The sequence below is a fragment of the Micromonospora sp. NPDC049662 genome, from assembly GCF_040675055.1.
GTDB lineage: Bacteria > Actinomycetota > Actinomycetes > Mycobacteriales > Micromonosporaceae > Micromonospora.
Map to the genome: position 1 here is coordinate 1 of NZ_JBFAOC010000097.1, position 12,064 is coordinate 12,064.

11 protein-coding genes are annotated in these 12,064 nt (G+C 70.0%); 6 read left to right on the top strand and 5 right to left on the bottom strand.

All coding sequences use genetic code 11. The annotated features are described in order from the left end of the window. Nucleotides 1-592: 592 nt before the first annotated feature. A complete protein-coding gene (locus AB0J36_RS33650) occupies nucleotides 593-847 on the bottom strand; it encodes a hypothetical protein (protein WP_357399083.1) in 255 nt (84 codons plus the stop codon). A 128-nt stretch (nucleotides 848-975) separates the two neighbouring features. Here AB0J36_RS33650 and AB0J36_RS33655 point away from each other — a divergent pair, with 128 nt between their 5' ends. The 4 genes from AB0J36_RS33655 to AB0J36_RS33670 all read left to right on the top strand — a co-directional run bounded on the left by AB0J36_RS33655 (nucleotide 976) and on the right by AB0J36_RS33670 (nucleotide 4,661). Further along, nucleotides 976-1,440: a PRC-barrel domain-containing protein gene (locus AB0J36_RS33655; protein ID WP_363661567.1), complete on the top strand. Its 465-nt coding sequence runs from the start codon at nucleotides 976-978 to the stop codon at nucleotides 1,438-1,440. Between the two features lie 277 nt (nucleotides 1,441-1,717). After that, nucleotides 1,718-2,776: a tryptophan--tRNA ligase gene (trpS, locus tag AB0J36_RS33660; RefSeq protein WP_357131781.1), complete on the top strand. Its 1,059-nt coding sequence runs from the start codon at nucleotides 1,718-1,720 to the stop codon at nucleotides 2,774-2,776. 72 nt (nucleotides 2,777-2,848) lie between these two features. Beyond that, a complete protein-coding gene (locus AB0J36_RS33665) occupies nucleotides 2,849-4,054 on the top strand; it encodes a low temperature requirement protein A (RefSeq protein ID WP_363661568.1) in 1,206 nt (401 codons plus the stop codon). Nucleotides 4,055-4,070: 16 nt separating this feature from the next. After that, complete coding sequence (locus AB0J36_RS33670; protein WP_357131775.1) at nucleotides 4,071-4,661, top strand: HAD family phosphatase; 591 nt, start codon at nucleotides 4,071-4,073, stop codon at nucleotides 4,659-4,661. A 3-nt stretch (nucleotides 4,662-4,664) separates the two neighbouring features. On the opposite strand, the gene AB0J36_RS33675 is transcribed toward AB0J36_RS33670, so the two are convergent. The 4 genes from AB0J36_RS33675 to AB0J36_RS33690 form a co-directional block, all read right to left on the bottom strand. Continuing rightward, nucleotides 4,665-5,636, bottom strand: a complete 972-nt coding sequence (locus AB0J36_RS33675) for an NADP-dependent oxidoreductase (protein ID WP_357131772.1) — start codon at nucleotides 5,634-5,636, stop codon at nucleotides 4,665-4,667. 113 nt (nucleotides 5,637-5,749) lie between these two features. After that, nucleotides 5,750-6,817: a DUF916 domain-containing protein gene (locus AB0J36_RS33680; RefSeq protein ID WP_357171816.1), complete on the bottom strand. Its 1,068-nt coding sequence runs from the start codon at nucleotides 6,815-6,817 to the stop codon at nucleotides 5,750-5,752. A 91-nt stretch (nucleotides 6,818-6,908) separates the two neighbouring features. Continuing rightward, nucleotides 6,909-8,882, bottom strand: a complete 1,974-nt coding sequence (locus AB0J36_RS33685; protein ID WP_357131766.1) for a metallophosphoesterase family protein — start codon at nucleotides 8,880-8,882, stop codon at nucleotides 6,909-6,911. Between the two features lie 143 nt (nucleotides 8,883-9,025). Then, nucleotides 9,026-10,243, bottom strand: coding sequence for a HupE/UreJ family protein (locus tag AB0J36_RS33690; RefSeq protein WP_357171815.1), 1,218 nt, complete (start codon nucleotides 10,241-10,243; stop codon nucleotides 9,026-9,028). Between the two features lie 183 nt (nucleotides 10,244-10,426). Between AB0J36_RS33690 and AB0J36_RS33695 the strand changes: the two genes are divergently transcribed. Continuing rightward, nucleotides 10,427-11,089 carry a hypothetical protein gene (locus AB0J36_RS33695; protein WP_363661569.1) on the top strand — a complete coding sequence of 221 codons (663 nt, stop codon included), beginning with the start codon at nucleotides 10,427-10,429 and terminating at the stop codon, nucleotides 11,087-11,089. A 339-nt stretch (nucleotides 11,090-11,428) separates the two neighbouring features. Further along, the coding region (locus AB0J36_RS33700) for a non-reducing end alpha-L-arabinofuranosidase family hydrolase (RefSeq protein WP_357399073.1) at nucleotides 11,429-12,064 on the top strand (636 nt) is incomplete at its 3' end.

Genomic DNA, 12,064 nt, shown 5'->3' on the forward strand with positions numbered 1-12,064 from the left:
AGCAGGCTGCCAGTCCGGGGTATAAATCATAATTGGCACTGGCTTTACAAGCACCCTGTTGAGTTCTCAAAGAACAACCACACACCGATCAGCAGGCCCAACCCGTGGGCCCCATCCCGGGGCTTTTCGTTCCGAGTCCCCGTCGCTCTCGCGCCGGGCACTTTTACTACGTTACCTCACCGTCTCGGCCGTGTCAAACCGGTGTGTGCCGGTCTGTCGTGCTTCGTGCGGGTTGGTCCCGGCGCACTCACGCAGCAGCGAACCGCTGCGTCAGGTCGTCGGATTTGGCAGACCGGCCGCTGTGGTCTCCCACAGTCGCGCCCGGTGCCCTGCCGGTCGTGAACCTTACCCGGTCGGTTCCGCCGCACCAAATCCGCCTCCCGGCAGATCAGGTGGGCACCGCCCGAACCGCGCCTCCAGGAGCGAACCCCTAGCTGGCCCGGTTGCCGGCCCGGTTCGTGGCTTCAGGACTTTCGCCCTGTTTGCCCCGTTCCGCGCTGGCAGAGAGAAAGTTACGCGTCCGTGGGTTTGATCGTCAAATCGGGGGGTAGCGTCCCGCGTCACACTCGCGCCGGATACGCGTTTACGCAGCTCAGGACGTTCCGCCTCGGCGAGCGACCAGCCAACCGCGGATGCCGAGCGCCCCGACCGTCGTGCCGATGGCCAGCGACGCGGCGATCAGAAGCGCGTGCACCCACAGGAAACTGGTCGGCGCGCCGTCGCCCACCGTGGCGGACGCCCACGACCGTGGGTCCTGCCAGATCGCGACCGCGAACCTCGGCCAGATCACCCAGGTCCAGACCCCGACCCCGACCAGGAAGGCGGACCACCCGCGCGACAGCACCATGGCTGCCGAGTATGTCAGCGGAGGTGGCACCGCCGATTCCGACACTGACCGCCGTCCGGCGGGAGAGCCGGCCCTCGTTTCCCGCATCCGCGGGCCGGGCATTGAGTGGGAGGACAGGGAGGTGACCCGTGCAACCCTCGATCTTCAACCCCTGGGCCTGGCGCGATCCGTCCGCGCTGGCCGGCGGATACACACAGGCCACGCCCTCGACCGGCCCGTCGAAGGACCCGGACGGCGGGCACGACGGTCCGGACGCCCCCGGTCCGGGTACCCCGGTCGACCTCGTCGGCTACCACGTGCAGGCCCGCGACGGACGTATCGGCACCATCGACGAGGCGAGCGACGAGACGGATGCCGGACACCTGGTGGTGGACACCGGGCCGTGGATCCTCGGTCAGAAGGTGCTGGTGCCGGCGGGCACCGTGGAGCGCGTCGACCACCTGGACCGGGTCGTGCACGTCGACCGGACCCGGCAGGAGATCAGGGACGCGCCGCCGTTCGACCCGGCGTCGTTCGATCCGGAGTACCGGGACCGCGTCGGCAGGTACTACGCGGACCGTCAGGTGCCACCCCCAGAGCAGCGCCACGGGTAATCTGAGCTGGTGGTCCGGGCGGGCAGTTGCGTACCGAAGGCGGTCGATGTGGTCGACGGTCTCCCGCACCGCGTCGTGTCCGCGTCCCTGACCAGCTCCGGCGACGGCCGGGAGCAACTTCTGGACCTACTTCGTGCCGGTGGTCTGCGGTACCGCGCCGGCGCGCGATGGCGGACGGCTCGCTGAGCCCTGTCCTCCGCCGACCGAAGGGTGAGTTCGCCCCGCTCGGCGCGCGCCCAACGCGTAACCCACCTACCTGCCCGAAAGGCACATCCTCATGTCCATCGCACGCATGCTCACCGGCGACCGGCCCACCGGCCGCCTGCACCTCGGCCACTACGTCGGCAGCATCGCCAACCGGGTGCGGCTGCACCAGCGGTACGAGAGCTTCTTCATCATCGCGGACCTGCACATGCTCACCACCCGCAACCGCCGGGAGGACATCGACCAGGTCTCCGGCAACGCCCGCGAGATGGTGACCGACATCCTCGCCGCCGGCGTCGATCCGGCGCGTGCCACGTTCTACCTCCAGTCGGCGATTCCCGAGGTCGGCGACCTGAACACCCTCCTGCAGAACCTGGTGACCGTGCCCCGACTGGAACGGGTGCCGTCACTCAAGGACATGGCCCGCGACGCCGGCAAGGAGGAGATGCCGTACGGGTTGCTGGGTTACCCGGTGCTCCAGGCCGCGGACATCCTCTGCGTCAAGGGCGAGGTCGTGCCGGTCGGCCGGGACAACGCCGCGCATGTGGAGGTGACCCGGGAGATCGCCAGGCGGTTCAACCACCTCTACGGGCCGGTCTTTCCGGTGCCCGAGCTGATCCCGGCCGACAACCCCAGCCTGGTGGGCACCGACGGCGTCGCCAAGATGAGCAAGAGCCGGGGTAACAGCATCGCGCTGTCCGATGACACGGCCACGGTGCGCCGCAAGGTGCGCGGGATGTACACCGACCCGAACCGGGTACGGGCCGACGTGCCGGGAACGGTGGAGGGCAACCCGGTCTTCGCGTACCACGAGGTGTTCAACCCGGACCGTACGGAGGTGGACGACCTGGCCCGGCGTTACCGGGCCGGGCAGGTCGGTGACGTGGCGGTCAAGGAGCGCCTGGTCGAGGTACTGGAGGCTTTCCTGAGCCCGATCCGGGAACGCCGGGCGGCGATCGAGGCCGACCGAGGGCTGGTCGACCGACTGATCGTCGAGGGCACCGAGCGCACCCGGCAGGAGGTACGCCAGACCCTGACGGAGGTACGCCGGGCGATGGGCCTGACCGGGACGTACCAACAGGTGCGCCGGCGGGCCGAGCGGAGCCGGCGCCGGACGGACGCGCCGGCCTGACGCGGACGTCTCGGGTCTTCCCGTTGTGACGGGGAGACCCGAGACGGTCCACCGAGGGCGCAGAATGCCAGGATGAGGGGAATTCGTCCGGTCGTGGTGGGTGCCACGCACCGGACGACGATGTTCGAGATCTTCTTCGACCTGGTCTTCGTCTTCGCGCTCACCCGGGTCATCGCCTTCATGGCGCAGCCGCCGACCGCGCTGCTCACCCTGGCCCAGGGACTGCTCCTGCTCCTGCTGCTGCTCTACTCGTGGGGGCCGTACACCTGGGTGGGCAACCTCGTCCGCGCGGACGTCGGCCTGGTCCGCGGAGCGACCCTGGTCGCGATGGCGGCGATCTTCGTGGCCGCCCTGGTGTTGCCGGACGCGTGGCGACAGGGTCCGGGGCTCGTCGACGCGCCGCTGACCCTCGCGCTCGCGTACGTGGTCGTCCGGGCGGTCCAGCTCGTGATCCTCGCCTGGGTGAGCGTGCCGATCCCGTCGCTGCGCCCGACGCTGCGCTACTTCCGCGTGCCCGTGGTGCTGGCGTGGTTTCCGCTGGTGGGCGGGGCGCTGCTCGGCGGGACAGCCCAGACGGTGCTCTGGACGGCCGCGCTGCTGGTGGACATCGGTGGCTCGCGGCTCGCGTCCACCTTCCACCCGTGGCAGCTGCGCAGCGTGGACCACTTCACCGAGCGGTTCGGGTTGGTGCTCATCATCGCCCTCGGCGAGTCGCTGATCTCCGCCGGCGCGGGGCCACGGACGATGACGCCGGTCGGTACGGCGGTGGCGGCCGCGCTGCTCGGCCTCGTCAGCACGGTCTGCCTGTGGTGGCTCTACTTCGATCGGCTGGCTCCCGCCGCACGGGCGGCCGTCAGCGACGTGCCACCCGACCGACGGGCCGACGTGGCCGGCGACGCCTACGGCATCGGGCACACCCCGCTGATCGTCGGCGCCATCTACTTCGCGCTCGGCATCGAGGAGGTGATCGACCGGCTCGCCGCGGACCCCTCCGACTCGGGCCCGCTGGGCTGGGCAGCCACGGGCGCCCTCTACGGGGGTGTCACCGTCTACCTGCTCAGCAGGCTGGTGCTCCGTCGACTGACCGTACGTGCCGTCCATCCGGCGCAGGTCGTCGCGGCGCTGCTGCCGCTGGCCATGCTGCCGGTCGGTCGTACCCTCGCGCCGTTGGCGGCGCTCGCCGTGCTGACCGTCCTCCTGATCGCGGTCACCTGGTACGAACGGCAGTTCGACCGGCGAGACGAACGGGCCGACCCGGCGCGGGCAACCCGTCCCTGACGGTTACCCTTCCCCGGTGACTCTGCCTCTGCCGCCCGGTGAGTTCGCCGCGTACCTGTTCGACTGCGACGGCACCATCGTCGACTCGATGCCGCTGCACTACGTGGCCTGGCAGCGAGCCCTCGACGAGTGGGGCTGCGAGTTTCCGGAGGACCTCTTCTACGCCTGGGGTGGCCGGCCGACCGCCGACATCATCATCGCGTTGAACGAGCGGCACGGCCTGGCGATGCCGGTGGCGACCGTCGTGGAGAACCGCGAGCGCATCTACCAGGAGCTGTTGCCGCAGGTCGCCGCCGTGCCCGAGGTGGTGGCGCACATCCACGAGGCGCACCGGCGGGTGCCGTTCGCCGTCGTCTCCGGCAGCACCCGGGCCGCGGTCACCGCGTCCCTGGAGGCGCTCGACCTGCTGGACCGGTTCGACGTGCTGGTCTGCGCCGAGGACTACACGCGGGCCAAGCCCGACCCGGAGGCGTTCCTGCTCGCGGCCCGGCAGCTCGGCGTACCCCCGGAGGCCTGTCTGGTCTTCGAGGACACCGACCTGGGCATCCAGGCCGCGACGGCGGCCGGCATGGCGTCGGTACGCGTGCCGCAGCAGCGCGCCGCCTGACCCTCAGGCGATCGTCAGCAGGAGCTTGCCGGAGTACGACGTCGTCAGGCGCTGGTGCGCCTCCCGCACCTTGCCCAACGGGAACTTCTCGGCCACGTGCACCACGAACGGGCCGGCCTCGACGAGTTCGTTGAGACGCCGCAACTGCCCGGGGTTGGACACGCCGTCGTACGCGCGAACCGTCATCCCGGGGCGCTCGCTCGGCTCCGGCCGCACCCCGTGGGCGTACGCCACGACTCCGCCGTCGGACAGCGTCTCGGTCAACCGGTCCAGCGTCTCGCCGCCGGCCATCGCCAGGATGCCGGCCACTCCCTCCGGGGCCGCGTCCCGGATCGTCGTGAGCACCTCGGCGAGGTCGCCGTGGCCGTCCAGGGACACGTCGGCGCCGAGCCGGGTCACCAGCGCCACGCCGTCCGCGCCGGAGGCCACCGCGATCACGTTGAGGCCCTGCCGCTTGGCCAACTGCACGGCCAGGTGTCCCTGACCGCCGCTCGCGCCGAAGATCAGGAGCCAGGCGCCGGCCGGCAGGGTGAGGGTGTCCAACCCGGCCAGCGCGGTCAGCGCGTCGGTGGGCATGGCACCGGCGTGTTCGGCGGGTACGCCGTCGGGCAGCTTCGCGACGTACTCGGCTTTGACGACCGCGTACTCGGCGTAGAAGCCGCCCTTGGGCCGGGTGGTGGCGGAGGCGTAGACCTGGTCGCCGACCGCGAGGCCGGTCACCCGGTCGCCGGCCGCGATGATGGTCCCCGCGCCGTCCGAGCCCGGGACGATCGGGAGGGACGAGCCCTCCGGCACCAACAGGCCCTGCCGTTCGTACGCGTCCCACACCCCGACGCCGGCGCTCAGGACCCTGATCAGCACCTCGTCGGCGGCGACCTCGGGCACCGGGAGCTTGCGCAGGGTGATCACCTCCGGCCCGCCGAACTCGTCGAGGGCCGCGGCCTGCATCCGCTCTGGCACGTCCGCGTCAACCATGGGGGCTTCCTCTCCGGGCCGGCGTCACCGTCGCAGCATGCCGCCTCACGGGCGGGTCCGACCGGATGCCAGCCGCCGTTCACCCACAAGGACGACGCCCGCTCGTCGAGTGCTCAGGAGGTCTGTGGCTGCGGGCCACGGAGTGCCTGCTCGACGGCGTCGCGCACCCGGGCGTCCTCGCGGGCCTTGCGCCGCGCCCGGCCGCGGCGGCGGTACAGGTACGCGCCGACGGCGGCGGCGATCAGCACGAGGAGCGCCAACACCAGCGTCCACGGCAGGGCCCAGCCGTGTGCCGTCGCCTCGATGGGCGTGAGCGGGGTGGTGGAGCCCGACGCGTCGGTGAGCAGTGGGGTGACGGTGGCGGTCGCCGCGAGCCGGACGGCGGGCGCGACGCCGTGCACCGGCACCGTCACGTCCCAGCTCTCGCCCGGGAGCAACTGCGGCGGCGCGGCGATGTCACCGGCCCGCGCGCGCAGGACGCCGAACGGCCCCGACACCGACACCGACTGCTTGGCGGAGAGGGCGGCGTTACCGGTGTTGTGGATCGTGTAGGAGACGGTCGCGTCGCCCTTGCCGATCGGGTTGGCCGGTCCGTCGTACCTGACGTGGAGGTTCTCGACCGCGAGGGTCGGCTTCAGCTCGCCGCCCACCCGCAGGGTGATCCGGATGCCGAGGCGACGGTCCACGTTGATGCCCTCGGCCTGGTCGGCCTGGGTCAGCGCGGTCAGGATGCCGCCGACGTGGTCGCCGGGCGTGGCGTTGGTCGGAACGGCGATGGTGAAGGGCACCTGGACGGTCTTCCCAGGTTGGATCACGACGCTGCCGGCGCTCGGCTTGACCCAGGCGCCGACCGCCACGGACTTCTTGTCCCTGGTCAGCAGGTCGAGCTGCCCCGCGTCGGTGGTGAAGCCGTCGGCGGCGTAAACGGCGAGGGTCAGGGGCGCCGGGCCGCGGTTGGCCACCACCATGGCGTCCTCGACGTTTCCGCCGGGATTGACGTTGTAGCTGTAGCTGGACCGGGCTTCGCCGTAGCTGTTGGAGGCCGTCCGGACCGTCCAGGCGACGTTGCCGTCGGCCGCCAGGGCGGGGCCGCCGCCGACGCCGGCCGCCGCGACGGCGGCGAGCAGGGACAGCACGGTCGTACGAAGGAGTGTCTTCCAGCGCGTTACGGACGGTCGCATCTCAGGTCCTCGAAGTGATCTTGGTGGTGGGTGAACCGGCGGCGGGGTAGGCCCCGAAAGGTGCCTACCCCGCCCGGTGGAACAGGCTCGATCAGCTGCTCAGGGCAGTGATCGTGAGGGTGGTGCGGTAGCTGCCCTTCGCGATGCTGTCCGGGATCTTCAGGTCCAGGTCGGCACCGAGCTTGGCCCCGCCGCGCGGGTGACCCTGCACGGCCGCGCCCAGACCGCTGGAGACCGAGAGGCCCTTGCCCTGGTCGTCGAGGGACGACAGGACCGGAGCGCCGGCCGCCGCGCCCGCGCCGGCGTCGAGGACGTACGGGGTCCAGCCCAGGTACGAGCCGGAGAACGTCTTGTCGGCGTCGGAGAAGTCGCCGACGCTGGCCGAGATCGACCACGGGGCGAGCGACCGACGGCTGTCCGACACGAGGATCGGGTTGATCTTGCCGGTCGCCTCGAAGTAGCTGCCGTTGCGCTCCTGCGCGGTGCCCAGGTCGACCAGGCCGTTGTAGCCGTCGATGGTCCAGCCGAACTCACCCGGCGCCGGGTTGGGCACGTTGACCTGGATGGCCTGACCGTCACCGTGGTACGGGTGGATCGTGGTGCTGTCGACGATCGAGCCGACCGGCTGCCCCTCGGCGGTGTTGCCGCAGGACAGACCCTTCTCGACGGCCGCGTTCGGGGCCGCGCAGGTGCCGCTGCGGATGTTCTGGAGCACCAGCTTGTCGGCCTTGACCCCGACCTTGACGTAGCTGCGGACGTGCTCCTGGTTCTCCACCGAGTTGAACCAGTAGTTGCTCGGGTTCAGCGGGTCCGGGCCGAGTCCCTCGACGCCGGTGCCGGAGCCGTCCGGCTTCTTGATGTCGTAGTACTTCGAGCCGGAGGCCGAGTTCGCCGTCACGTAGAGGACGCCACCCGGGCCGGGGAACACGTCGGCGGCCCCCGGCTTCTCAGCCGGGTTCTCCTTCTGGCCGTTCTTGATCGAGTAGCTGCGGGTGTACACGTGGTCGTGACCCTGCAGCACCATGTCGATGCCGAGATCGGAGAACGCGGTCGTGAAGTCCTTGCGGCGGTTCTTGTTGTCCGCGTCGGTGGAGTGGCTCGCCGCCGAGTAGATGGAGTGGTGGTAGACGAGAACCTTCCACTTCGCCTCGGAGCCGTGCTTCTTCACGATGTCCGAGACGTACGCGACGTGCGCCGCGTCGCCGCCGAGCGAGCCGTCGGCCGGGTTGACGTAGCTGTTGCTGTTCAGGTCGATGAACAGCACGTCCTTGTAGACGTACCAGAAGTCACCGCCGGAGCGGGTCGACTGGTCCCCGTTGTAGTACTGGGCCGAGCGGTCCGTGTTCGGGGTGAAGTGGTGCTGCTCCCAGGACTTGCCGCCGACATCGTGGTTTCCGATGGTGGCGGCCGTCGGGTACTGCCGGAGCTGGTCCGGGGAGAGGTACGCGTTCCACTGGGACTCGTCGTTGGCGGACTCGACGTGGTCACCGCCGGAGACCAGCAGCTCGGTGTTCGGGTTCGCCGCGGTGGCGACCTTCAGGGTCTCGGCCCAACCGGCCTGGTCCCGCGCGACGTCGCCGGAGGCGCCGATCTGCGGGTCGCCGAAGAACAGGAAGTCGAAGTCGCCCTCGAAGTCCCGCGTCTTGAAGGCGTAGGTGGGCGACCAGCTTCCCTCGGCGCCGACCCGGTACGAGTACGCCGTGTTCTCACGCAGGTTGCTGATCGTGGCGTGCCGGTTGTAGCCGGTCGTGGAGGTGTTCGCGGCGCCGACGGCGTCGAAGCTGATCGCGCTGGCCGGGAACTCCCCGTTGACGATCTCGGCGGTCGGGGCGAGCTGGATCTTCTGGGCGGTGTCGGCCGAGGAGTACCAGGACACGATGCGCTGGGTCTCGTTGGCGCCGACGCCGAGGACGATGCCGGACACCGTGGTGGGGTCGGCGGCGCTGGCGGCGGTCAGCACACCGCTGCCGAGGGCCACGCCCACTCCCAGGAATCCGGCCACGACCCCGGCGACAACGCGCCGCCGCACGAGCCCGGCGGCCCGTGTCGAGGTGCTCAATGTCATCGACATTGTTCCCTTTTCGAATAGAGAAATGGATTGTTCCTCCCCGAGCACGGGGAAGCGAATCCAAAGCTTTCGTCGGCCGGTGAACCGATCATTAACGTGATCTTGCGAGCGGCTGCACTTCACGAACTGGTTAGCCGTACTCACGAGCCGGTGACGCGCTGAACAAACCAGATCAGGCCCATGATGGACACCCCTGCGGAAACCACACCGGTCGCCCAGAGACCCGCTTTCGGCGCACGGCGGCGCAGCACGAACAACAGCGGGAAGACGGCGGCGATAATCGCCAACTGGACGACTTCGATACCCACGTTGAACACCAGCAGCGACCACAGCAGCGTCCAGGACCACGCCTCGTCGATGCCGAGTGCGCCCGCGAAGCCCAGCCCGTGCACGAGGCCGAAGCAGAAGACGACACCGAGGCGGATCCACCCCCGGCGGTCCAGGCTGAGGTGACCGCGTCCGGTCGTCTCCAGATCCGTCGCGTGGTCACCACGCCGCCAGATCCCCCACAGGTGCCAGCCGGCCACGACGGCGATCGACAGCGCGATGACCGGCTCCACGACCCTCGCCGGCACGTCGACCAGGCCGAGGGCGGCGAGCAGGAACGTCACCGAGTGCGCCAGGGTGAAGCTGGTGGCCGCGAGCACGATCTCCCGCAGACGCCGCGATCCGGCGATCAGCGCCAGTAGGAACAGGATGTGATCAATCCCGGACAGCAGATGCTCGGCCCCCAACAGGAAGAACTCGCCGAACCGCTGGTAGGCGGTCTGGGCTGTCGAGAAGGACGGGTTGGCGGCGTCGAGCGCGGCACTGCCCGACCGGCCGTCGATCTGGTAGGTGACGATCGTCTTGGTGCCCTTGACGTACGCCTCGTCGTCCGGGAAGAGACCACTGCGCACCTCGTGCTCGGCGACCCGCTCGGAACAGGTCCAGTCGAGCAGCAGGTTCGCGTACGGCACGCCGTCCCGAACGCTCACCGTGGCGTCGCCCACCTGGGTGGGCCGACAGGCCGCGCCACGGGCGGTCACCGAGAGCCGGTCGGCGACGTAGCGCAGGACCGTCGGAGCGTGGGCCTTCAGCGCGGCGGCCTGAGCGTCCGGGTCCCCCGCCTCGAAGGCGGCGGTTCCGACCCGAAAGAGTGGGTCATCGTCGCCGGAGTCGGCGGCCGACACCACGAGGAGGTCGTATTCGAGGCCCAATTCGGCGCGGATGTGACCCTCGTCTCCGGCGGAGATTTTCGCGTACACGGTCGACGAAAAGCCGTGCGCGAACGCCGCTCCACCGCTGAAGAACGGAAGCACCGTCGCCGCGAATGCGACAACGGCGACGACGACGGTACGACGGATATGCCCCAGCATGCGGTTCCCCTCGGTTGGCCAGTGCACGCTGCACGTCGCGGGTGAACAAGAACCCGCCCGCCGACGAACCGATGGCGAACAAATATCCGCAGCGGCCGCTCGCGGATCGCGGGCCGCCGGATCTGGGATAGGAATACGAGTCGTACCCGCACCTGCCTCAGTCATCGGAGAAGGACGATCACCTTGCGCCCCCCGTTTCGGGCCGTCGCCCTGCTGGCCACGACCGCCGTACTCCTCGCCGGCTGCGGCTCCGGCGACGACTGGTCCCAACCCCGTCCCACGCCGAGCGCGCTCGGCACGCTCGGCCCGGGATTCGTCGACACCGCCGCGACGCCCGCGCCGGAGGCGACCATCACGCCGAAGCCCGGTTCGTGGGCCGACGTGCACCCGTCGAAGGACTACCGGGTGGTGCTGCTGACCGCCGGTGCGGACGCGCCCACCAAGGCCCTCGTGGCGGCGGTACGGAGTTGGGCCGACGACGAGCACCTCGACCTGCGCACGGTCGTCGTCGGCGATCCGCACGAGGCCGTCGCGGGCATCAGCAAGGCGATCGGCATGAACGCCGACCTCATCGTCACCGCGGGCAACGACCTGATCGACCCGCTGGCGTTGGTCACACCGAACCACCTGGACGAGAGGTTCCTGGTCGTGGGCGCCGAGCTGGCCGAGCCCACCCACAACGTCACCGCCGTCGACTGGGAGGGCGCGTCGTTCCGCGGTGAAGGGCTCGGCATGTCCTCGACGTACGACGCGGGCTCGTTCACCGCCGAGCGCTGCGCGGCCGCCATCCGGGCCGGCGTGGCCGCCGTGCTCAACGGCCTGACCGGCATCGTCGTCTGGCTCTGACCTCCCGCTGTGCTCGCCGCGGCAGGTTGTTTTCGCTGCGACCGGTTGTTGAGGTGGCGTGACGAGCGGATGTTATCGATAACAGCGACGGCACCCCGTCATCCGCTCTGCCGACCACCCGGTCCGCAGTGGACGGTGCCCGCACCCTGCCCGGCCGGCAACCGTAGCCACCTGCTGAAGCCCTGGTCAGCGAGGTGATGAGGTCGTTTACGTGTCGGCGAGACATCGAGGTTGATGGTTTGGGAGCGCTCCCGTAACATACTCGAAGCGGCTGTTAACGCTCACCTAACAATCACTCCCACGAATGTGGAGGCCGCCGTCCCGTCAGGAGGGTGCTCGATGACCATATTCAGACCGACCAATCTCGGGGTCGTCTCGGCCGGTGTCGCGTTACTGGCGTCGGCGACGGTTGCCGTGGCGCTGCCGGCCGGCGCGGCCGCGGCGGGCTGCTCGGTGAACTACGCCGTGTCGTCCGACTGGCCGGGTGGCTTCGGCGCCAACGTCACGATCACGAACCTCGGCGATCCCGTGAGCAGTTGGACGCTGACGTGGTCGTACAGCGCCGGGCAGACGATCACGCAATCGTGGAACACCACCCTGACGCAGAGCGGGGCGGCGGTGACCGCGCGGAACGTGAGCTACAACGGTTCGATCGCGACCAACGGCACGGCGTCGTTCGGGTTCAACGGCTCCACGACGGGCAGCAACCCGGCACCGACGAGCTTCGCGCTCAACGGCGTGACCTGCAACGGCGGCACCACACCCACCACGCCGCCGCCCACCACGCCGCCACCGACCACTCCGCCGCCGACGACCCCGCCGCCCACCACGCCGCCACCCACCACGCCGCCACCGACGACGCCGCCGCCGAACACGTGCAACCTGCCGTCGTCGTACCGGTGGTCGTCGACCGGGGCGTTGGCGCAGCCGAAGTCGGGCTGGGTGTCACTCAAGGACTTCACCGTCGCCCCCTAC

What these genes read in the sequence shown, in the direction of transcription:
- AB0J36_RS33650 (WP_357399083.1), bottom strand. Translation starts at nt 847, where the DNA reads ATGGTGCTGTCGCGCGGGTGGTCCGCCTTCCTGGTCGGGGTCGGGGTC.
- trpS (WP_357131781.1), top strand. Translation starts at nt 1,718, where the DNA reads ATGTCCATCGCACGCATGCTCACCGGCGACCGGCCCACCGGCCGCCTG.
- AB0J36_RS33665 (WP_363661568.1), top strand. Translation starts at nt 2,849, where the DNA reads ATGAGGGGAATTCGTCCGGTCGTGGTGGGTGCCACGCACCGGACGACG.
- AB0J36_RS33675 (WP_357131772.1), bottom strand. Translation starts at nt 5,636, where the DNA reads ATGGTTGACGCGGACGTGCCAGAGCGGATGCAGGCCGCGGCCCTCGAC.
- AB0J36_RS33680 (WP_357171816.1), bottom strand. Translation starts at nt 6,817, where the DNA reads ATGCGACCGTCCGTAACGCGCTGGAAGACACTCCTTCGTACGACCGTG.
- AB0J36_RS33685 (WP_357131766.1), bottom strand. Translation starts at nt 8,882, where the DNA reads ATGACATTGAGCACCTCGACACGGGCCGCCGGGCTCGTGCGGCGGCGC.
- AB0J36_RS33690 (WP_357171815.1), bottom strand. Translation starts at nt 10,243, where the DNA reads ATGCTGGGGCATATCCGTCGTACCGTCGTCGTCGCCGTTGTCGCATTC.